The sequence below is a fragment of the Stappia sp. ICDLI1TA098 genome, from assembly GCF_054880955.1.
The window spans coordinates 821,423-842,655 of the sequence record NZ_JBTZBT010000002.1; the positions used below are offsets into that span (position 1 = coordinate 821,423).

General features: G+C 66.6%; 20 protein-coding genes and 1 other RNA gene. 9 read left to right on the top strand and 12 right to left on the bottom strand.

The annotated features are described in order from the left end of the window. Positions 1-179: 179 nt before the first annotated feature. A complete protein-coding gene (gene ubiE, locus ACSLUQ_RS14060; protein WP_461808872.1) occupies positions 180-977 on the top strand; it encodes a bifunctional demethylmenaquinone methyltransferase/2-methoxy-6-polyprenyl-1,4-benzoquinol methylase UbiE in 798 nt (265 codons plus the stop codon). Between the two features lie 7 nt (positions 978-984). Continuing rightward, complete coding sequence (gene ubiB, locus ACSLUQ_RS14065) at positions 985-2,553, top strand: 2-polyprenylphenol 6-hydroxylase (protein WP_461808873.1); 1,569 nt, start codon at positions 985-987, stop codon at positions 2,551-2,553. 27 nt (positions 2,554-2,580) lie between these two features. Here ubiB and ACSLUQ_RS14070 read toward each other — a convergent pair whose 3' ends face one another. The 9 genes from ACSLUQ_RS14070 to ACSLUQ_RS14110 form a co-directional block, all read right to left on the bottom strand. After that, complete coding sequence (locus ACSLUQ_RS14070; protein ID WP_461808874.1) at positions 2,581-3,231, bottom strand: alpha-ketoglutarate-dependent dioxygenase AlkB family protein; 651 nt, start codon at positions 3,229-3,231, stop codon at positions 2,581-2,583. 189 nt (positions 3,232-3,420) lie between these two features. Beyond that, the gene (locus tag ACSLUQ_RS14075) at positions 3,421-4,203 is read right to left on the bottom strand and encodes a succinate dehydrogenase iron-sulfur subunit (protein WP_417771907.1); all 783 of its coding nucleotides are present in this window, start codon (positions 4,201-4,203) and stop codon (positions 3,421-3,423) included. Positions 4,204-4,260: 57 nt separating this feature from the next. Continuing rightward, positions 4,261-5,103, bottom strand: a complete 843-nt coding sequence (locus ACSLUQ_RS14080) for an FkbM family methyltransferase (RefSeq protein ID WP_461808875.1) — start codon at positions 5,101-5,103, stop codon at positions 4,261-4,263. 156 nt (positions 5,104-5,259) lie between these two features. Further along, positions 5,260-7,089, bottom strand: coding sequence for a succinate dehydrogenase flavoprotein subunit (gene sdhA / locus ACSLUQ_RS14085; protein WP_461808876.1), 1,830 nt, complete (start codon positions 7,087-7,089; stop codon positions 5,260-5,262). Between the two features lie 4 nt (positions 7,090-7,093). Beyond that, complete coding sequence (gene sdhD / locus ACSLUQ_RS14090; protein WP_417771904.1) at positions 7,094-7,477, bottom strand: succinate dehydrogenase, hydrophobic membrane anchor protein; 384 nt, start codon at positions 7,475-7,477, stop codon at positions 7,094-7,096. A gap of 12 nt (positions 7,478-7,489) precedes the next feature. Continuing rightward, the gene (sdhC, locus tag ACSLUQ_RS14095; protein WP_417771903.1) at positions 7,490-7,888 is read right to left on the bottom strand and encodes a succinate dehydrogenase, cytochrome b556 subunit; all 399 of its coding nucleotides are present in this window, start codon (positions 7,886-7,888) and stop codon (positions 7,490-7,492) included. 150 nt (positions 7,889-8,038) lie between these two features. Beyond that, positions 8,039-8,719 carry a sulfate transporter family protein gene (locus ACSLUQ_RS14100; protein WP_417771902.1) on the bottom strand — a complete coding sequence of 227 codons (681 nt, stop codon included), beginning with the start codon at positions 8,717-8,719 and terminating at the stop codon, positions 8,039-8,041. A 111-nt stretch (positions 8,720-8,830) separates the two neighbouring features. Beyond that, positions 8,831-9,784, bottom strand: coding sequence for an NAD(+) diphosphatase (gene nudC, locus ACSLUQ_RS14105; protein ID WP_461808877.1), 954 nt, complete (start codon positions 9,782-9,784; stop codon positions 8,831-8,833). 88 nt (positions 9,785-9,872) lie between these two features. Then, positions 9,873-10,313 carry an HIT domain-containing protein gene (locus ACSLUQ_RS14110; protein ID WP_461808878.1) on the bottom strand — a complete coding sequence of 147 codons (441 nt, stop codon included), beginning with the start codon at positions 10,311-10,313 and terminating at the stop codon, positions 9,873-9,875. Between the two features lie 169 nt (positions 10,314-10,482). Between ACSLUQ_RS14110 and ACSLUQ_RS14115 the strand changes: the two genes are divergently transcribed. The 7 genes from ACSLUQ_RS14115 (at position 10,483) to ACSLUQ_RS14145 (ending at position 17,173) form a co-directional block, all read left to right on the top strand. After that, positions 10,483-12,120: an acyl-CoA synthetase gene (locus ACSLUQ_RS14115; RefSeq protein ID WP_461808879.1), complete on the top strand. Its 1,638-nt coding sequence runs from the start codon at positions 10,483-10,485 to the stop codon at positions 12,118-12,120. 56 nt (positions 12,121-12,176) lie between these two features. Beyond that, positions 12,177-12,274, top strand: an RNA gene (gene ffs / locus ACSLUQ_RS14120) — signal recognition particle sRNA small type. Positions 12,275-12,447: 173 nt separating this feature from the next. Next, complete coding sequence (locus tag ACSLUQ_RS14125; protein ID WP_461808880.1) at positions 12,448-14,472, top strand: DNA polymerase III subunit gamma/tau; 2,025 nt, start codon at positions 12,448-12,450, stop codon at positions 14,470-14,472. Positions 14,473-14,548: 76 nt separating this feature from the next. Continuing rightward, positions 14,549-14,869: a YbaB/EbfC family nucleoid-associated protein gene (locus tag ACSLUQ_RS14130; RefSeq protein WP_417771897.1), complete on the top strand. Its 321-nt coding sequence runs from the start codon at positions 14,549-14,551 to the stop codon at positions 14,867-14,869. A gap of 10 nt (positions 14,870-14,879) precedes the next feature. Next, on the top strand, positions 14,880-15,488 hold the full coding sequence (recR, locus tag ACSLUQ_RS14135) for a recombination mediator RecR (RefSeq protein ID WP_417771896.1): 609 nt from the start codon (positions 14,880-14,882) through the stop codon (positions 15,486-15,488). Between the two features lie 96 nt (positions 15,489-15,584). Beyond that, positions 15,585-16,799 (top strand): lytic murein transglycosylase, encoded by a 1,215-nt coding sequence (locus ACSLUQ_RS14140; protein WP_461808881.1) that lies wholly within the window; start codon positions 15,585-15,587, stop codon positions 16,797-16,799. Positions 16,800-16,882: 83 nt separating this feature from the next. Continuing rightward, positions 16,883-17,173 carry a hypothetical protein gene (locus ACSLUQ_RS14145; RefSeq protein ID WP_461808882.1) on the top strand — a complete coding sequence of 97 codons (291 nt, stop codon included), beginning with the start codon at positions 16,883-16,885 and terminating at the stop codon, positions 17,171-17,173. 62 nt (positions 17,174-17,235) lie between these two features. On the opposite strand, the gene ACSLUQ_RS14150 is transcribed toward ACSLUQ_RS14145, so the two are convergent. Genes ACSLUQ_RS14150 through ACSLUQ_RS14160 form a run of 3 tightly spaced genes read right to left on the bottom strand, consistent with a single transcriptional unit; the run spans position 17,236 to position 21,204 of the window. Next, a complete protein-coding gene (locus ACSLUQ_RS14150; protein ID WP_461808883.1) occupies positions 17,236-18,903 on the bottom strand; it encodes an ABC transporter ATP-binding protein in 1,668 nt (555 codons plus the stop codon). Between the two features lie 8 nt (positions 18,904-18,911). After that, the gene (locus tag ACSLUQ_RS14155; protein WP_417771892.1) at positions 18,912-20,081 is read right to left on the bottom strand and encodes an ABC transporter permease; all 1,170 of its coding nucleotides are present in this window, start codon (positions 20,079-20,081) and stop codon (positions 18,912-18,914) included. Positions 20,082-20,097: 16 nt separating this feature from the next. Beyond that, positions 20,098-21,204 carry a microcin C ABC transporter permease YejB gene (locus ACSLUQ_RS14160; protein ID WP_417771891.1) on the bottom strand — a complete coding sequence of 369 codons (1,107 nt, stop codon included), beginning with the start codon at positions 21,202-21,204 and terminating at the stop codon, positions 20,098-20,100. Positions 21,205-21,233: the final 29 nt, after the last annotated feature.

A 21,233-nucleotide genomic window follows, 5' to 3' on the forward strand; every position in this document is an offset into this window, starting at 1 on the left:
GCGGCAGCGCCGCCCAGACGGTCTTTGCAGCCGCACCGCCTTTCGTCAATGGCACCCCCTCCCCCGACCGATTGCCGCATGCCCGTGCAGGCGGGCGCTGTGACCGTGACCTGCCTGCGAAAATGCTGTAAGGCAACAACCGAACGCGACCAGCGCGCGCAAGCGAAACGGAGACGGACATGACCGGCAGCACAGGATCGGATCGGGCACGCACGCAAGGGCCCGAGATGGCGACGAGCTTCGGCTTCCGCAACGTTTCGGAAGGCGCCAAGCAGCCTCTCGTCAACGACGTCTTCCATCAGGTGGCGCGTCGCTATGACCTGATGAACGACCTCATGTCGGCCGGCATGCACCGGGTGTGGAAGGATGCGATGATTTCTGTCCTCGCCCCCCCGCGCAGCGACGCGCGCGCCTACAAGGTGCTGGATGTGGCGGGCGGCACCGGCGACATCGCCACGCGCATCGTCAACCGCGGCGGGGCGCGCACCGAAGCCGTCGTGTGCGACATCAACGGCTCGATGCTGGCCGTCGGCCGCGAACGCGCGGAGGCTGCCGGGCTCGGCGAGCGGCTCACCTTCACCGAGGGAAATGCCGAGGACCTGCCCTTTCCCGACCGATCCTTCGACGCCTATACGATCGCCTTCGGAATTCGCAATGTGCCGCGGATCGACAAGGCGCTGAGCGAGGCGCGCCGGGTGCTGAAGCGCGGCGGCCGGTTCCTCTGCCTCGAGTTCAGCCAGGTCGACGTCGCCGGGCTCGACCGGGTCTATGACGCCTTCTCCTTCAACGCGATTCCGACCATCGGCCGTTTCGTCACCGGAGACGGCGAGCCCTACCGCTATCTGGTGGAATCGATCCGCAAGTTCCCCAATCAGGAACGCTTCGCGGAAATGATCCGCGAGGCCGGCTTCTCGCGTGTCGACTATCGCAATTACACCGGCGGCATCGCGGCGCTTCATTCCGGCTGGGCGATTTGAGGACCTGATGGCCGTCGTTTCACTCTTCCGTCTCGCGCGCGCCGGCTTCGTCATGGCGCGCGAGGGCGTGTTCGGCATCGTCGACCTGCCCGACCTTCCGCCTGCGCAGAGGCTTGGCGTTCGCCTCGTCAGACTGTTCGAGCGGCGCGCCGCCAAGACCAAGGCCGCCGACAAGCGGCTTTCCGACGCGCTGTCGCGGCTCGGCCCCTCCTACGTCAAGCTCGGTCAGTTCATGGCGACCCGCCCGGATGTCGTCGGCCGCGAAATGGCCATCGACCTCACGGCCCTGCAGGACCAGATACCCTCGTTCCCGATGGAACAGGCGCGCAAGGTGGTGGAAGACCAGCTCGGACGGCCGGTGGAGGAGATCTTCGAGAGCTTCGGCGAGCCTGTCGCCGCCGCCTCCATCGCCCAGGTCCATCCGGCAACGCTGCGTGATCCCGACGGCACACTGCGCAAGGTCGCGGTGAAGGTGCTACGCCCGGGCGTCGCGGAGCGGTTCCGGCGCGACCTCAAGAGCTACTATCTGATCGCACGGCTGATCGAGCGCTTTCACCCGCCCTCCCGCCGGCTGCGGCCGGTGGCGGTGGTCGACACGCTCGCCCGCTCCGTCGAGCTGGAAATGGACTTCCGCCTGGAAGCGGCCGCTCTGTCGGAAATGGGCGAGAACACCGCCGACGATCCCGGCTTCCGCGTGCCTGAGGTCAACTGGCCGCGCACGGCCAAATGCGTCCTGACGATGGAGTGGATCTCCGGGCGCAAGCTCTCCGACGTTGCCGGCATCGAGGCCGACGGGCACGACCTGCCGGCGATCGGCGCAACCGTGATCCAGTCGTTCCTGCGCCATGCGGTGCGCGACGGCTTCTTCCACGCAGACATGCACCAGGGCAACCTGTTTCTTGAGCCGGACGGCACGCTCGTCGCGGTCGACTTCGGCATCACCGGCCGTCTCGGCCGGGCGGAGCGCCGCTTTCTCGCGGAAATTCTCTTCGGCTTCATCACCCGCGACTATCGGCGGGTGGCGGAGGTGCACTTCGAGGCCGGCTACGTGCCGGCGGATCAGGATGTTGAGGTCTTCGCGCAGGCGATCCGCGCCATCGGCGAGCCGATCCACGGACACGACGCTTCCGAAATCTCGATGGCCCGGCTGCTGACCCAGCTTCTCGAGGTCACCGAGCTCTTCAACATGCGCACCCAGACACAGCTCATCATGCTGCAGAAGACCATGGTGGTGGTCGAGGGCGTGGCGCGCACGCTTAACCCGCATCTCGACATGTGGCGCACGGCCGAGCCGGTCGTTCGCCAATGGATCGAGCGCAACCTCGGACCGGCCGCGCGGCTGCAGGATGCGGCAGGCGGCCTTGGCGCGCTCGGCCGGCTTGCCGCCGACCTGCCGCTGATGGCCGAACGGGCGCAACGGCTTTCGGGTGAGATCGAGCGCATGGCGGAACACGGCCTGCGCTTCGACCGGGAAACCGCCGAGGCCATCGGCCGGGCGGAAGCCCGCCATACCCGCTCCGGAAGGCTGGCGCTGTGGGTGATCGCCGCCCTTCTCGCCATCGCCATCTTCACCTGAGACCGCCCGCACCTGGGATGTGACGCCTCAGTCGGTCACCCGGCGCAGGGTCAAGTTGAGACGGCCGTCGTCGCGCAGGAGCGTCGAACTGCCGGCCAGGATGCGGTCGATGCCGTGATAGGCGAGCCGCGCCGCACCGCCCAGAACCACGACATCGCCGGACGCCAGCCGCAGCGATCGGGTGCGCGCCTTGCGCGTCGTCCCGCCGAGGCGGAACATTGCCGTGGCGCCGAGCGAAATCGAGATGACGGGAGCGGAGAAGTCCGCCTCGTCCCTGTCCTGATGCAGGCCCATGCGCGCTTCGGGACCGTAGAAGTTGACGAGACAGGCCTGCGGGTCCCTGGCGCCCGGGGCAAGCGCGCGCCAGAGCGCCAGCAGAGTGTCCGGCAGTGCCGGCCATGGTCTGCCGGTGACGGGATGCGCCGGCTGATAGCGGTAGCCCGAGACATCCGAAACCCAGCCAAGTGGCCCGCAATTGGTCATGCGCACGGAGAAGGGCCGGGCCGTTCCCGGCATCACCGGCGTGAAGAGCGGCGCCTCGACCACGACGGCGCGGATCTCGTCGAGAAGCGCCTGCTGGGCGCTCCTGTCGAAATGGCCAGGCAGCAGCCGGAAGCCCTCCGGCGCAACAAAGCCGCCAGCGCCCTCGCCGTTTCCCGCCGGCCGCGTATCGTTCATCACCTCTCCCCGCCGTGCCTTTCCTGCCTCGCGCGGTCTCCCCGCCCGCCAGCCTGCCTGCCTGCCTGCCTGCCTGCCTGCCTTGGTCAGGAGCGTGCGCCCGCGCATCTAGCGAATGCCACCCGAAAACGGAGAAAGGCGGGCAAATGCCCGCCTTTTCCGAAAACCGTCGTCCACGCAAGGCGTCGTTCAGACGCGGCGCTCGACCATCATCTTCTTGATCTCGGCGATGGCCTTGGCCGGATTGAGGCCCTTCGGGCACGCCTGCGAACAGTTCATGATGGTGTGGCAGCGGTAGAGGCGGAACGGATCCTCGAGGTTGTCGAGACGCTCGCCAGTGGCCTCGTCGCGCGAATCGATCAGCCAGCGATAGGCCTGCAGAAGCACGGCCGGGCCGAGATAACGGTCGCCGTTCCACCAGTAGCTCGGACAGGAGGTCGAACAACAGGCGCACAGAATGCACTCGTAGAGACCATCGAGCTTGACGCGGTCCTCGTGGCTCTGCAGCCACTCCTTCTCGGGGGCCGGCGTCGTCGTCTGCAGCCACGGCTCGATCGAGCGATGCTGGGCGTAGAAGCGCGTCAGGTCCGGCACGAGATCCTTCACCACCGGCATGTGCGGCAGCGGGTAGATCTTGACCACATCGCCGGCGACCTCGTCCTCGCCCTTGGTGCAGGCGAGCGTGTTGGTGCCGTCGATGTTCATGGCGCAGGAACCGCAGATGCCCTCACGGCACGAACGGCGGAAGGTCAGTGTCGGGTCGATCTTGTTCTTGATGTAGATCAGCCCGTCGAGAACCATCGGCCCGCAATCGTCCATGTCGACGAAATAGGTGTCGATCCGCGGGTTGCGGCCGTCGTCAGGGCTCCAGCGGTAGATCCGGTATTCCCTGAGGTTGGTCGCTCCGGCCGGCTTGTCCCAGACCTTGCCCTTTCCCACCTTGGAATTCTTGGGAAGCGTCAGCTGTACCATCTCTCGTCGCTCCGCTTTCTGGAACCGGCCCGCTTGCCGCCGGCTCCCTCGGGGTCGTCAAGCACTGCGCTCGAAGACCGTGTTGTCACTGGTCGCGCCGACGGCGCGGTAACCGAGATCGGCAAGGACGGCAAAGCAGTCCGTTTGCCAATGATCCCGGCAATTGGTTTCGATCATGATCGCCGACGGCCGAAGCTCGGGCCCGGTCGTCGCGAGATAGGGAATGAGCGCGCGGTCCTCGAAGCCTTCCACGTCGACCTTCAGTAGGTCGACCCGGCCGATCCCGCGCGCCGACAGAATGTCGGCCAGAGGGCGCACTTCGACGTCGCGCGGCAGCCAGTCTCCCGCCCATTCGCCGGTGGTCAGCTCCGGCAGGAGGGTGGCGAAGCCGCAGTTGGTCGGTTCGGACCAGAGCTCGAGCCGCCCCGCCTCGGCTCCGACGGCGACACGCACGATCTCGACGTTGTCGAGGCCGTTCGCGGCGGCGTTGAAGGCGAGCCGGTCGGCCGTCGCCGGATTGGCCTCGATGGCGATGACCCGCGCGCCGCGACTGGCGGCGACGAGCGCATGGCTGCCGACATTGGCTCCGACATCGACGAAGATGGCACCATCCAGCAGATAGGGCGCGACCAGACGGTGCTCGGCCCGCTCCGGAAGGCGCCCCTTCGCCAGGATCTTGCGATCATCGTAGTTCGACCCCGGATAGAGGCGAAACCGCAGCCCTTCGGCTTCCGCGTCATAAGGCCCGGCGAACCGGCGGGCGACGAGCGCCCGGAGCCTGCGCCGCAGCGCGACGGCAAGCTCGTGCCGGTCGGCAAGCCTCCAGAAGAAGCGCGACACCGCGTTCGCACGGTAGGTGCCGAAGGGAGAGGTCAGGTCGGGGAGCGCCACGGATGTCATTCCCCCCTCCCCGGCATGAGCGCGACCGTCGCTGAGGCACGCACGATCCCGACGGCCGCGGAGACTTCCGCGGGCGGCACGAGGCGGGACATCTTCGCCGCAGTGGCGGAAGGCCTGCCTTGTGGACGGGATCGCACCTGCATCATCGCCGTCCGATCAGTAGACGCGCGCCTTGGGCGCGATCTTCTTCGGGTCGATGCCGCCTTCCTCGAAGGTGGTCAGCGGTTCGGTCACCACGGGACGGTAGTCGAGCGCCACCTTGCCGGCATCGTCGACCCAGGCAAGCGTGTGCTTGCGCCAGTTCTCGTCGTCGCGGCCACCGAGCGGCCCGTCCTTGTAGTCCTCGCGGGCATGAGCGCCACGGCTTTCCTTGCGCGCCTCGGCGCCGAAGACCGTGGTGATGGCGTTGGCCATCAGGTTCTCCAGCTCCAGCGTCTCGACCAGGTCGGAGTTCCACACCATCGACCGGTCGGTCACCTTGAGATCGGGAAGCTCGCCCCAGATTTCCGTCAGGCGCTTGCAGCCCTGCTCCAGGCTTTCCTGGGTACGGAAAACGGCCGCGTCCTCCTGCATCGCGCGCTGCATCTTCTCGCGAAGAGCCGCCGTCGGCGTGCCGCCGTCGGCATGGCGCAGGCGGTCGAAGCGGGCCATGATCTTGTCGCAGGAGGCCTCGTTCGGCGTCGGAATCTCCGCCTTGCGGTCGATGACCTCGCCCGCCCTGATCGCCGCCGCACGTCCGAACACGACGAGATCGATCAGCGAGTTGGACCCCAGGCGGTTGGCGCCGTGGACCGAGGCGCAGCCTGCCTCGCCAACGGCCATCAGGCCCGGCTGGATGCGGTGCGGATCGTCCTTGGTCGGCGCAACGACCTCGCCCCAGTAGTTGGTCGGGATGCCGCCCATGTTGTAGTGCACGGTCGGCAGGACCGGGATCGGCTCCTTGGTCACATCGACGCCGGCGAAGATCTTCGCCGATTCCGAGATGCCCGGCAGACGCTCTCCCAGGATGTCGGGATCAAGGTGATCCAGATGCAGGAAGATGTGGTCCTTGTCCTTGCCGACGCCCCGACCCTCGCGGATCTCCATGGTCATGCAGCGCGAGACGACGTCGCGCGAGGCAAGGTCCTTGGCCGACGGCGCATAACGCTCCATGAAGCGCTCGCCCTCGGAGTTGACCAGATAACCGCCCTCGCCACGCGCACCCTCGGTGATGAGGCAGCCGGCGCCGTAGATGCCGGTCGGGTGGAACTGGACAAATTCCATGTCCTGCAGAGGAAGGCCCGCGCGCGCCACCATGCCGCCGCCGTCGCCGGTGCAGGTATGAGCCGAGGTCGCGGAGAAATAGGCGCGTCCGTAACCGCCCGTCGCCAGCACCACCATCTTGGCGGAGAAGCGGTGGATGGTGCCATCGTCGAGGTTCCAGGCGATGACGCCCTGGCAGACCCCGTCATCGGACATGATCAGGTCCAGCGCGAAATACTCGATGAAGAATTCCGCATTGTGACGCAGCGACTGGCCGTAAAGCGTGTGCAGGATGGCGTGACCGGTGCGGTCGGCGGCCGCACAGGTGCGCTGCACCGGGGGGCCTTCGCCGTAGTTCTGCATGTGGCCGCCGAAGGGACGCTGGTAGATGCGCCCGTCCTCGGTGCGCGAGAAGGGCACGCCATAGTGCTCCAGCTCGTAGACCGCCTTCGGCGCCTCGCGGGCGAGATACTCCATGGCGTCGGTGTCGCCGAGCCAGTCGGAGCCCTTCACCGTGTCGTACATGTGCCACTGCCAGCTGTCCGGCGTCATGTTCTGCAGGCTGGCGGCAATGCCGCCCTGCGCTGCCACAGTGTGCGAGCGCGTCGGGAACACCTTGGTCACGCAGGCCGTGCGCAGCCCCTGCTCGGCCATGCCGAGCGCGGCGCGCAGACCCGCGCCACCGGCGCCGACTACGACCACGTCATATTTGTGGTCGACAAACGAATAGGCTTTTCCTGCCATCGGTTCAGCCTCCGAAGCTGATCTTGAGGACGGCGAAGACCGACGCGAAGCCGATGAAAGCCGAGAAGAAGGTGTTTGCCATCAGCGTCAGGAACTTGAGGCCCTCTCCATGCACGTAGTCCTCGATGACCACCTGCATGCCGAGCTTCATGTGATAGACGCAGTTGACGATCGTCAGCAGCAGCACGATGGCGACGAACGGATTGCCCAGCGCGGCGACAACGTCCGCCTGGTCGCTGCCCTGCAGGGATACGACGAGGATGATGAAGAAGATCATCAGGAAGACGTTGGCCACAGCGGTGACCCGCTGACGCCAGAAATGGGTGGTGCCGTCGCGGGCGGACCCGAGGCCGCGAACACTGCCGAGCGGCGTGCGCATGTCAGTCATGATCGTGCTCCCTCAACGCACAGCGTAGCCGACGATCCAAAGCAGGATCGTCACGCTCACCGAACCGATGATCGTTGCCCGCGCGAACCACTCGCGCGCCTCCCGTCCGAAACCGTGCCCCATGTCCCAGACGAAATGGCGAAGACCGCCGAGCATGTGATGAACCAGTGCCCAGGTGAAGCCGAACAGCACCAGGCGGCCCAGAATCGACCCGTAGACGGCGTTGACGAACGCGAAATAGTCCGGTCCGGCAGCGGCGGCGACGAGCCACCACGCAACAAGGATCGTGCCGAAATAGAGCGCGCATCCGGTGATGCGGTGCAGGATCGACATGATCATGGTGAGAATTGGCTTGTAAATCTGTAGGTGCGGCGAAAGCGGCCGGCTGTTTTTCATCCCGACATCCGACATGGCGCGTCTCCTGTCTCCCTCGCCATAACGCTTACGTAAACGTCAGGCATATCAGGACCTTGTCCTGCTGCCTTCTAGCGCCATCGCGCCGGCACGTCAAAGTATCCTATAGGCCGATGCTGAATGAAAGGTACCGGAGACGCGTGTCGATCAGTTGCGGACGCGCAGACCTGACGTAATGGTAAGCCGCTTGTGCAGGTGCACCATCATCACCGTCGCGAAGATCGGCGTCAGCAGATTGAGAATGGGCACGGCGAGGAAACCGGCGATCAGCAAGCCAGCAAGAAACACCGTTGTTCCATGCGCCTTGCGGAACGCGCGCGCTTCCTCGGGTGGGCGAAACCGCATCGCCGCGAACTCGAAGAACTCACGTCCCAGCAGGTAGCCATTGACCACGAAGAAGGCGACGAGATTGATGCCCGGCACCAGCAGGAGCAGCAGCGCCAGCAGGTTTCCGAGGATGACGATGCCTGTGAACTTGATGGCCTGGGGAATGGACTGGCCGAGCGGCATCGCCCTGCCGGGCGGATCGGCGGGATAGTCCGACCGCTCGACCACCTCGGCGATGTCGTCCTGAAGAAGGCCGGCGATGATCGCCGTGACAGGCGCCACGAGAAACCCGAGCAGGAAGACCGCGCCGATGCCCGTCAGCAGCGTGAGCGCGGTCTCGAGCCAGGGATAGGGCAAGACGACGAAGCCGGAAACCGCGCCGTTGAGGCCGAGCCAGACAAGAAAGAGCAGCAGCAGCGTGTAGCCGAGCGTCTTCCAGAAAATTGCCCTGAGCGGCGGTTCGAAGATCTGGGTGAGTGCGCGCAGCGCGGATGCGATCATAGGCTCCGTGGTCCAGTTCGGCGTTTCTTCCCTCTCAGGTAGGCACCGGCGCGGCGCGGCGCAAGCGCCGATGCCGCCCCCCCTCCGCCCCGGCCCGGCCCGGCGGGCGCCTCAGGCCCCCTCTTCCGCCCAGGTCCGGATCAGCCAGTGGGCGATGGACAGCGCCGGCGGCACCTTCACCCCGTCGGGATGCCGGTCGGCGAGCATGAGGCGCACCTCCTCGCGCGTGAACCAGCGGCAGTCGTCGAGCTCGGTCGCGTCCATGACGATCTCCCGGCTCCTGGCCCGGCCGTGACAACCGATCATCAACGAGGCCGGAAACGGCCAGGGTTGGCTGGCCATGTAGGTGACTTCGCCAACATGGATACCTGCCTCCTCGAAGACCTCGCGGCGCACCGCCTCCTCGGCGGTCTCCCCCGGCTCGATGAAACCGGCAAGCGTCGAGTAGACGCCTTCCGGCAGCCGGGGCGAGCGCCCCATCAGGCAGTCCTCGCCATCAGTGACGAGCATGATCGCCACCGGGTCCGTGCGCGGAAAATGCAGGGCCTCGCAGGAGGGACAGTCGCGGCGATAACCGCCCTGGGTCATCTCGCTCCGTGTCCCGCAGCGGGCGCAGAAGCGGTGCGTCGCGTGCCAGTGCAGCAGGCTGCTCGCCTGGGCAAGCAGACCGAGGTGTCCCGGCGCGACACGCCCCTCGCGCGCCAGCGTGCGCAGGTCTATCGCCACGAATTCGGGATGCGCCACCTCGAGATCCTCGACGTTCCGGGCAAGCGGCGCGGCAAAGATGGGTGCCCGATCATGGTTGCGAAAACCAAGAAGCACCATCTCGGCCGCGTCCGCGCCCAGCGCATCGGCGGTGGCGCGCTTCAGAAGGAACTCGGTTTCCGCGCCGCCGGCCTTGACGGTCAGCACACGCCCTTCAGCGAAGATCACGAAACGAGCCGCCGCGCTGTCACGGTGCGCCGCGAGCCAGGCCGCGTCGCCCCGATGTTCCGATTCGCGCTCGAGAGGGTTTCCGGTGAAGGCGAAGCCGGGATGGGCTTCGAAAAGGGGATGGTCGCTCATGCAGTGATCCGTGTTTTCGTTGGAACGCTCCGCGGAGCCGGGCGCGGGCAAAAGAAGCAAGAAAGCAGGGCGGGCGGACAGGAGCGGGTCACGCGCCGCCCCGGCCGGCGATCACGGTCTCGATACCGCCCGCAATCAGACGGGCAAGCGCCTCGGCCTTACCGCGCGAATAGGGCTCCGCCCGGCCGTTGCCCCAGACCGGGCCGGGCCATGCCGCATCGCCCACCTTGCGAGCAATGACATGCACATGAAGCTGGGAGACCATGTTGCCGAGGTTGGCGACATTCAGCTTGTCGCAGCCGGTCGTCGTCTTGAGTGCCTCGCTGACGAGGGCGATCTCCTCCATCAGGACGGCGCGCTCGGCGGCATCGAGGTCGACAATTTCCGTAAGCCCGTCGCGGCGCGGCATCATCAGCAGCCAGGGGAACCGCGCGTCGCGCATCAGCCTGACCGCGCACAGCGGCAGGTCGCAGACGGAAAGGCTGTCCTCCTCAAGCCGGGGATCGAGATCGAAACCGGTTTTCGCCACTGTATCGCTCCCTGTTTCGCGGCCCGGGCATCGGCCGACGGACCGCACTATAGCCGCGACAGCGCGTCGCACCAGCCCCGCCACCAAACCGCGTTCAGCGCTTTTAGCGTTGACGTTGCAGGGGAGCCGTTGCAATCGGAAAGCGGGAGACATCAAGGGAGGACGCACGATGCTGCCATCGGCGGAAAGCTATGACGAGCTGTGCGCGGCATTTCGCTGGCAGGTGCCCGAGCGCTACAACATCGGCCACGACATCTGCGACAAGTGGGCGGAACGCGACCCGGCACGCATCGCCCTCGTCTGCATCGCGGAGGACGGCACCCGCGAGGAGGTGAGCTTCGCCGAGTTGAAGGCGCTCTCCAACCGCATCGCCAACCTCTTCGCACGTGACGGCGTTCGCCCCGGCGACCGGGTCGGCGTGCTGCTGCCGCAGGCGAAGGAAACCGCCGCCGCCCATATCGCGGCGCTGAAGCTCGGGGCCATCGCCATCCCGCTCTTCATGCTCTTCGGCGCGGAGGCGCTTGCCTTTCGTCTTGCAGACAGCGGCGCGCGCGCCGTCGTGACCAATGCCGGCGGCGCGGCCAAACTGGCGGCGCTCAGGGGCGAGCTTCCCGACCTCGCCCATGTCTACTCGATCGACGGCCCGGCTGCGGATGTCCACGATCTGCACGCAAGGCTTGGTGGAGAAAGCACGGATTTCACCGTCGCCGACACCGCCGCCGACGACCCGGCGATCCTGATCTACACGTCCGGCACGACCGGCCAGCCCAAGGGCGCGCTTCACGCCCACCGCGTTCTTCTCGGCCATCTGCCCGGCGTCGAGATGAGCCACGACCTCTTCCCGAAGCCCGGCGACCGGATCTGGACGCCGGCCGACTGGGCCTGGATCGGCGGCTTGCTCGACGTGCTGATGCCGGCCCTTCACCACGGGGTGACGGTGGTGGCGCGCCGGTTCGCGAAATTCACCGCCGAGGGCGCGTACCGGCTGATCGCCGAGGAAAAGATCCGCAACGCCTTCCTGCCGCCGACGGCGTTGAAGATGATGCGCGCCCACGGCGCCCCGCCGGATGGGCTCTCCTTCGACATGCGGACCATCGCGAGCGGTGGCGAGACGCTGGGAACGGAACTGCTCGACTGGGGGCAGGCGGTCTTTGGCGTCACGATCAACGAGTTCTACGGTCAGACCGAGTGCAACATGATCGTCTCCTCCTGCTCCGCGCTGATGCAGGCAAGGCCCGGCATCATGGGGCGGGCGGCACCCGGCCACGATCTGGCGATCGTCGACGCCTCCGGAACACCCGTCCCCGACGGCACGCCCGGCATCGTCGGCGTGCGCAAGGGCGACCCCGTGATGTTCCTGCGCTACTGGAACAACGAACCAGCGACACAGGCGAAATTCGCCGGCGACCACCTGCTGACCGGCGACATGGCCGTGCGCGAGGCGGACGGCTGGCTACGCTTCATCGGGCGCGATGACGACGTCATCACGTCAGCCGGATACCGGATCGGCCCCGGCGAGATCGAGGATTGCCTGATCGGGCACCCCGCGGTCGCCATGGCCGGCGTCATCGGCAAGCCCGACCCGCAGCGCACCGAGATCGTCATGGCCTATGTGGTTCTCGCCGAGGGTGTCGAACCCTCCGACGATCTTGCCAGGGCCTTGCAGGAGCACGTCAAGACACGGCTCGCGGCGCATGAGTATCCCCGCGAGATCGCCTTCGTCGAAACCCTGCCGATGACGACGACAGGCAAGATCATCCGCAAGGAGTTGCGGGCCCGCGCAGCGGGGACAGCGGGGACGGTTTGAGCGAAGGCGCGGATTTTTCCTTGCATCGGCGCGCGAGAATCCCGATATAGGGCGCGGGAGGTTGGTGGTGGACGAGCCACTCGCCAACCGGGTCAGGTCCGGAAGGAAGCAGCCCCAACGAGTCGCGGCACGGGTCACCGTGCCAGCCTCCCACCCTTTCCCTTCTCATCGGCGCTCTCGCGAAACTCCCATTTTCGCGAATCCCCTTGGCATCGCCCGGGGGGAACGTGTCGTTGCGGGCAGGCTGTCCCCCGCTTGCGGGGAAATCTCGCCTCAGCGCGCGAATGCCCCTCAACATCGGCGGCCCGGGCCGCTAGTCTTGCGCCCATGGACGACGGTCTCACCACATCCGACGCGGCTCCGGCCGCCCCCGCCACCGGCTCCGCAAGGGATCCCGGCTATCAGGTGCTTGCGCGCAAGTACCGGCCGCAGACCTTCGACGATCTCGTCGGCCAGGAGCCGATGGTACAGACCCTGCGCAACGCCTTCGAGACCGGGCGCATCGCCCAGGCCTGGATGCTGACCGGCGTGCGCGGTGTCGGCAAGACGACGACGGCGCGCATCCTGGCGCGGGGGCTCAATTACGAGATCCCAGGAGAGGCCGACCGGCCGACGGTCCGCCTGGACAAACCCGGCCTGCACTGCGCCGCGATCATGGACGGGCGTCATGTCGACGTGATCGAGATGGACGCCGCCTCGCACACCGGCATCGACGACATCCGCGAGATCACCGACGCGGCGCGCTACCGGCCTGCGTCGGCGCGCTACAAGGTCTACATCATCGATGAGGTGCACATGCTCTCGAAGTCCGCGTTCAACGGACTTCTGAAGACGCTCGAGGAGCCGCCGGAGCATGTGAAGTTCATCTTCGCCACCACCGAGATCCGCAAGGTGCCGGTGACGGTGCTGTCGCGCTGCCAGCGTTTCGACCTGCGCCGCATCGACGCGGACAAGCTTGTCGGCCTGCTGCGGCGCATTTCGGACGCCGAAGGCATCGACATCGCCGACGAGGCGCTGGCCCTGGTCGCCCGCGCCGGCGAAGGCTCAGCCCGCGATTCGCTGTCGTTGCTCGACCAGACGATCGCGCATGGCGCCGGCAGTTCGGGCGGCGCCATCGATGCGGAGGCGGTGCGCTCGATGCTCGGCCTTGCCGACCGGGCGCGGGTGATCGACCTCTTCGAACACCTGATGAAGGGCGACGCGGCCGCGGCCATGGCCGAGTTCCGCGCGCAATACGACGTCGGCGCAGACCCGGTCGTGGTGCTCTCCGACCTGGCCGAATTCACCCATCTCGTGACCCGCCTCAAGATCGTGCCTTCTGCCGGCGACGAGGCGTCCGTGACGGAAAGCGAGCGCATGCGCGGGCGGGATCTCGCCAGCCGGCTGTCGCTGCGCCTCCTGTCGCGCACATGGCAGATGCTGCTGAAGGGCATCGCCGAGGTGCAGGCCGCGCCCAAGCCGCAGCTCGCCGCCGACATGGTGCTTGTCAGGATCGCCTATGCGGCGGACCTTCCCGACCCGGAAGATGCCCTGAAGCTGCTGCGCGGCGGCCAGACGCAGGCACTCGCGGCAAGCCTGCCGGAAGGTGCCGCCCCGCACGGCGCGCAAGGCAACGCCCCTGCCGGGGTTCGGGCCCCGGCCACAGCCTCCGCCGACCATGGCGGCGGCGCGACGGCGCAGGGCCGCTCCGCGCCGTCCCCGGCCGCCTTCCCCGCATCACCGTCCGCCTCATTGCAGGAAGCGCCGACGACCGGCGCGACCATCGACCAGCCGCCGCAGGGCTTCGAGCCTTCCGCCGCGCCCCGCTTCCAGGTTGTGGGCGGACGCGAGGCCGGCGGCGCAATGGCCGCGCGCACTCAGGAGATGGCGCAGCCGCAACCGCAGCCGGAGCTCCGAGCGGTGCCCCAGGCACCGCCGGCCGTGCAGCTCGCCTCGCTGGCGGATTGCGCGGCGCTTGCCGCGGAACGGCGCGATATCCGGCTCAAGGTGGATATCGAGCGACGCATGCGGCTCGTGCGCTTCGAACCCGGGCGCATCGAGTTCCAGCCAGCCGGCGATCCCGATCCCGATCTCGCCGGCCGCCTCGGCCGCAAGCTTTCCGAATGGACAGGCATGCGCTGGATCGTCAGCGTGTCGCGCACGCAGGGCCGGCCGACGCTGTACGAGGAACGCGAGGCGAACCGTCACCAGCTGGTTTCCGACGCCAAGGCCGAACCGGCGGTTGCCGCGCTTCTGTCCGCCTTTCCCGGCGCCAAGGTTGTCGACGTGCGCGTGACCGCGATGGAAGAAGAACCGCTCGGTCCCGGCCTTGACACGGACGCCGGCGAGGACGACATCGACCCCGACATGTGATCGACCGGCCGGCCAAGCGCGCTGGCCGCAGGAAAACAGGAACCGGCACCCAGGAGGCCGGCGAAGGAGACGTCCGATGGACATTATGAAGATGATGAAGCAGGCGAAGCAGATGCAGGAGCGCATGGGCTCACTGCAGGAAGAGGTCGCCGCCCTCACTGTCGACGGACAGGCCGGCGCCGGCATGGTCACCGTGACGCTCAACGGCAAGGGCGAACTCAAGGCGGTGAGAATCGATCCCTCGCTCGCCAAGGAAGACGAGGTCGAGATCCTCGAGGACCTGATCCTCGCCGCCCATCAGGACGCCAAGGCCAAGGCCGACCAGATGATGCAGGAAAAGACCCAGGAACTGATGGGTGGCCTCGGTCTGCCGGCCGGCTTCAAGCTGCCGTTCTGAGCCAGCCGAGATGGTCAATCGCGCGGTCGCCGGTCCGGAAGTCGAGAAGCTGATCCAGTTGCTTGCCAGGTTGCCCGGGCTCGGTCCCCGTTCGGCGCGTCGCGCCGCCCTGCACCTGATCAAGAAGAAGGACCAGCTGCTCGTGCCGCTGGCCCAGGCGATGGGCGTTGCCGCCGACAGGGTCACCGTGTGCTCGACCTGCGGCACGGTCGACACCATCGACCCATGCACGATCTGCTCGGACCCGCGCCGCGACGGCACGACCATCGTCGTCGTCGAGGACGTTGCGGACCTGTGGGCGCTCGAGCGCGCCAGCGCGCTCGACTGTCGCTATCATGTGCTGGGCGGCACGCTGTCGCCGCTCGACGGCGTCGGCCCCGACGATCTTACCATCGACAAGCTGATCGAACGCGTTGCCCATGGCGGCGTCAGTGAGGTGGTTCTCGCGGTGAACGCCACGGTGGAGGGTCAGACCACCGCGCATTACATCACCGACCGGCTGCGCGGGCTCGACGTCAAGGTCACCCGTCTTGCCCATGGCGTGCCCGTCGGCGGCGAACTGGACTACCTCGACGAGGGCACTCTCACCCAGGCCCTGAAGGCGCGTACGACCTTCTGACGGCAGGTTTGCCCGCTCCCCCTTCATCGGCGCCGGCGGCGCGGCTAGACTGGCCGAGCCAAGGCGCGCGCCCGCGTGCCGCAAACCGGAGACGCCATGCGCCCCCTTGCCCCGCTCGCCCTTGCCGCGATCCTCGCATTCGGCCTTGCCGCTGCCCCGGCGCAGGCACAGTCGGGCCCGGACGCCGGCTTCAACGCGTTCCTCTCTCGAAAGATCGTGCCGGCGGCGCGCAAGGCCGGCGTGCCGGCCGGGGTCATCCAGCGCGAGCTTGCCGGACTTTCCCCCGACACCTCGCTCCCGGGCCTTGGCGACCCCGACAAGCCCGAGCGGCCGGCGGCAGTCAACTACCAGTCCGAATTCCGTGCGCCCGGCGGGTATTTCCGTGACAGCCAGTTCAACGCGCTGGTAGCCCGGGGGCGGGCGCTGGCCTCCCAGCATGCGGCGACGCTCCGGCGCGTCGAGGCGCAATACGGCGTGCCGGGACGCATCGTGCTCGCGATCTGGGCGCGCGAGTCGGGCTACGGCGCGGCCAGGATCCCCAAGGACGCGCTGCGCACGCTCGCCACGCGCGCCTATATGGGCGAGCGGCGCGACCTTTTCGCCGAAGAGACCGTCGCTGCCCTGCGGATCCTCGCCGAAGGCCATATTTCTCGCTCCGAGATGAAGAGTTCCTGGGGCGGCGCGCTCGGCCAGCCGCAATTCCTGCCCTCCAGCTTCCTGCGTCTTGCCGTCGACTTTGACGGCGACGGCAAGCGAGACATCTGGCGCTCGGTGCCCGATACGCTCGCCTCCATCGCGAATTATCTCGCCTGGCACGGCTGGGTGAGGGCGCGCGACTGGGGCTATGAAGCGGTCGTGCCGCCCACCGTCTCCTGCTCTCGCGAGGGCCCCGACCGGGGCCAGCCGATCTCTGCCTGGGTGGCGGAGGGTGTCACCCGCGTGAAGGACAGGCCCTTCCCCGCGCCCGAGCTGTCTCAGCCGGGCTTCCTCCTGATGCCGGCCGGACGCTACGGCCCGGCCTTCATCGCCACAGACAATTTTTACGTGCTCAAGGCCTACAACGAATCCGACGTCTACGCCCTGTTCGTCGGCCATCTCGCCGACCGCTATGGCAACAATGCGGGCTTCGTGCAGGGCTGGCGCGCGGTGAAGACGCGCTCACGCGGCGCGGTGCGCGATCTCCAGCTCGAACTGGAGAGGAAAGGCCATGATGTCGGTGGCGCGGACGGGCTCATCGGCTTCAAGACCCGCCGCACGCTCGGGCTGGAACAGGAGAAGGCCGGGAAGTCGGCAACCTGCTGGCTGGAGTGAACGGTTCACACCGTCGGTGCTTGTGCCGCAATCGTGTTTGGGTACGATGTGGGTGCTTCACGTCCATTCAGGGGGTATTCATTGTGAAAATTATTGGGATCCTGATTTGCGGCCTTCTGGCTCTCGCCTCTTTCGACGCCGCGCAGGCCGCGCCTGCCAGCATCAAGAGGCAACAGTGCCAGAACTTCTTCGACGGCCAGTACAAGGGCGCACGGAGGCCGAAGGCATTTGCCCTGAGCGCGGACGGCATGCGGTGCGGGGCGGCCTGGGGCCACCTTTCCAAGCAGGTGTCCCAGAAGGAAGCCCTGAGATACTGCACCTCGGAGGCAAAAAAGCACGGCGGCGGCAAGTGCAAGGTCATCGACATCCAGTGATGCCCTGACCTGTTTTCTCCGACACGAGAGATCCGCAGCGAGTGAGGGCGTGCCTTACGACCTCACTCGCTCACAATGCCCGTATCCGCCGCCTCAAGGCGGAAGGCGGCCGCCATCAGTGCCTTGGTGTAGTCCGTCTTCGGCGCATCGAAGATGTCGACCGAAGGACCGGCCTCGACCACCTTGCCGGCGCGCATGACGATCACCTCGTTGGCAAGCGCGCGCACCACCTTCAGATCGTGCGAGATGAAGAGATAAGCCAGGCCGTGGCGCTTCTGCAGGTCACGCAGGAGATCGACCACCTGTGCCTGCACGCTCATGTCGAGCGCCGAGGTCGGCTCGTCGAGCATGACGAACTTTGGCTGCAACACCATGGCGCGGGCGATGGAGATGCGCTGGCGCTGGCCGCCGGAGAACTCGTGCGGATAGCGGAAGCGGGTGTCCGCGTCGAGACCGACTTCCACAAGCGCCGCCGCGACGCGGGCGTCGCGCTGTTCCGCGGACAGATCGGCGTAGTGAACGGCAAGCCCCTCGCCGACGATATCGGCAACCGACATGCGCGGCGAAAGCGCGCCGAACGGATCCTGGAAGACAATCTGCATGTCACGGCGCAGTGGACGCATGTCCTTCCATGACAAGGTGTTGATGTCCTGCGCGCCGAAGCGGATCTGGCCGGTGGAGGAAATCATGCGCAACAGCGCCAGACCAAGCGTCGTCTTGCCCGATCCGGATTCCCCGACGATGCCGAGCGTCTGGCCCTCGCGCACGGTCACATCAATGCCGTCGACCGCCTTGACGTGGTCGACGGTGCGCCGGAGCAACCCGCGCCTGATCGGGAACCAGACCTTCACGTCCTTCGCCTCGACAACGACCGGGCGCGTCTCGTCGGTGACCGGCGGCTGGCCCTTCGGCTCGGCCGCCAGGAGATGCTGCGTATAGGGATGCTCGGGCGCGGTGAAGATGCGCTCGACCGGACCGCTTTCCACGATCTTGCCCTTTGTCATCACGCAGACCCTGTCGGCGATCTTGCGCACGATGCCAAGGTCGTGGGTGATGAACATCATGGCCATGCCGACGTCGCGCTGAATTTCCTTCAAAAGCTCCAGGATCTGCGCCTGCACGGTCACGTCCAGCGCCGTCGTCGGCTCGTCGGCGATCAGCAGGTCCGGTTCGTTCGCGAGCGCCATGGCGATCATGACACGCTGGCGCTGACCGCCGGAAAGCTGGTGCGGGTAGCTGGCGAGACGGGTTTCCGGATCGCGGATACCGACCTGGTGGAGCAGGTCCAGAACCCGGGCGCGCGCCTTGGTCTCGCCCATGCCGCGGTGGACCTTGAGCACCTCGGCAATCTGCTTTTCCACCGTGTGCAGCGGATTAAGCGAAGTCATCGGCTCCTGGAAGATCATCGAGATTTCGTTGCCGCGGATCTTCCTGAGGTCCGTCTCTCCGGCCTTGAGCACGTCGCGGCCCTTGAAGAGGATTTCGCCCGACGGATGCGACGCGGCCGGATAGGGCAGAAGACGCACGGTCGACAGCGCCGAGACGGACTTGCCCGAACCGCTCTCGCCGACGATCGCCAGGGTCTCGCCCTTCTCGATGTCGAAGGAGATATGGTCGACAGCGGTCACGGTCGCGCCGTTCTGCGTGAAAGCCACGGAGAGGTCGCGTACGCACAGCAGCGGCTTTCCGCCCGCGGTCGCCTTGGTCGCAGTGGTGTTTTCGGTCATCATGTCGGGCCTCACGAGAAGCTCTTGCGCGGGTCGAAGGCGTCGCGCACGGCCTCGCCGATGAAGATCAGAAGGCTGAGCATGGTCGAGATCACGATGAAACCGGTGATGCCGAGCCAGGGAGCCTGAAGGTTGTTCTTGCCCTGCGCCAGCATCTCGCCGAGCGATGCAGATCCGGGCGGCAGGCCGAAGCCGAGGAAATCGAGCGCGGTGAGCGTCGAGATCGAGCCGTTGAGGATGAAGGGCAGGAAGGTAAGCGTCGCCACCATCGCATTGGGCAGCAGGTGGCGCCACATGATGGTGCCATTGCCAACACCGAGCGCGCGCGCCGCCGTGACGTATTCGAAGTTGCGGGCACGCAGGAATTCGGCGCGCACCACACCGACAAGCGCCACCCAGGAGAAGGCGAGCAGGATGGTGAAGAGCGTCCAGAAGCCCGGGATCAGCACCGAGGACACGATGAGGATCAGGTAGAGCGTCGGGATCGCCGTCCAGATCTCGATGAACCGCTGGAACAGCAGGTCCACCCAGCCTCCATAGAAGCCCTGCACCGCGCCGGCGGCAACGCCGATGAACGAGGAAGCGATGGTCAGCGCCAGGCCGAAGAGCACCGAGATGCGGAAGCCGTAAACCAGCCGGGCGACCACATCACGTCCCTGATCATCGGTGCCCAGCCAGTTCCAGTTGCCCATGACGCAATTGGGATCGTCGGCGCCCATGGGATAGCGGCTGCAGCGCTCGGCCTTGTCGAGCATCCACGACGGAGGAGCGGGCGCGGGCACCGGGATCTCGTTGTTGACCGTCCGGTACGAGTAGCGCACCGGCGGCCACAGCATCCAGCCGTTGGCGTTGATCTCGTCCTGGATAAAGGGATCGCGGTAGTCGGTGACGGCAAGGAAGCCGCCGAACTTCTCCTCCGGATAGTCGACGAAGACCGGGGCCAGAATCTCGCCGTTGTAGGAGACGAGGATCGGCCGGTCGTTGACCAGAAACTCCGCAAGGAGTGACAGGACAAAGAGCAGCAGGAACACCCAGAGCGACCAGAAGCCGCGCCGGTTCGCCTTGAAGTTCGACAGCCGCCGGCGGTTGATCGGCGAAAGCCAGCCGCGCTTCGGCAAGCGCACCGAAGCCGCCGCCGCGTCGGGCTCGGCGCCAATGGGCTGCGGCGCCGTGTCGGACATGTTCCGGTCCATCGGCTCAGACCTCCCTGCTCTCGAAATCGATGCGCGGATCGATCCAGGTGTAGGTCAGGTCGGAGATAAGGTTCACCAGCAGTCCCATGAGCGAGAAGATGTAGAGCGTGGCGAAGACCACCGCATAATCGCGGTTGATCACCGCCTCGAAACCAAGCAGGCCGAGACCATCGAGCGAAAAGATCGTCTCGATCAGCAACGACCCGGCGAAGAAGGAGGAGATGAAGGCGCCGGGGAAACCGGCGATAACGATCAGCATGGCATTGCGGAAGACGTGGCCATAGAGCACCTGGCGCTCGCTCAGGCCCTTCGCCCGCGCCGTCTGGACGTATTGTTTGCGGATCTCGTCAAGGAACGAGTTCTTGGTAAGCAGCGTCACTGTGGCGAAAGCGGACAGCACCATGGCCGTGAGCGGCAGCGCAAGGTGCCAGAAATAGTCGAGGATCCGCGCCGGCCAGGACAATTGCTCCCAATTGTCGGACGTCAGGCCGCGCAAGGGGAACCAGTCCAGAAACGAGCCGCCAGCGAAGAGCACGATCAGCAGAACGGCGAAAAGGAACCCCGGGATGGCGTAGCCGACGACGATCACCGCCGATGTCCAGACATCGAAGCGGCTGCCGTCCTTCACCGCCTTGCGGATGCCGAGCGGAATGGAGATCGTATAGGAGATCAGCGTCATCCAGAGCCCGAGCGAGATCGAGACCGGCATCTTCTCGAGGATGAGGTCGAGCACGCCGATGTCGCGGAAATAGCTCTCGCCGAAGTCGAAGCGGGCGTAGTTCCACAGCATGCCGAGAAACCGCTCGAGCGGCGGCTTGTCGAAGCCGAACTGCTTCTCCAGATCCTTGACGAACTCCGGATCGAGCCCCTGCGCGCCGCGGTACTTGGATGTGACCGAAGTGTCGCCACCCGCCTGCGCGCCGCCGCCGGAGAAGTCGCCGCCGCCGCCCGAGATGCGGGAGGTGGCGGACACGTCCGTGCCCTGAAGCTGGGCGATGACGCGCTCCACAGGTCCGCCCGGCGCGAACTGGATGATGAGGAAGTTGATCGCCATGATTCCGATCAACGTCGGCACGATCAGCAGGAGCCGCCGCAGGATATAGGCGCCCATCTTATTGGCTGTCCTCGTCTAGCGTTTCG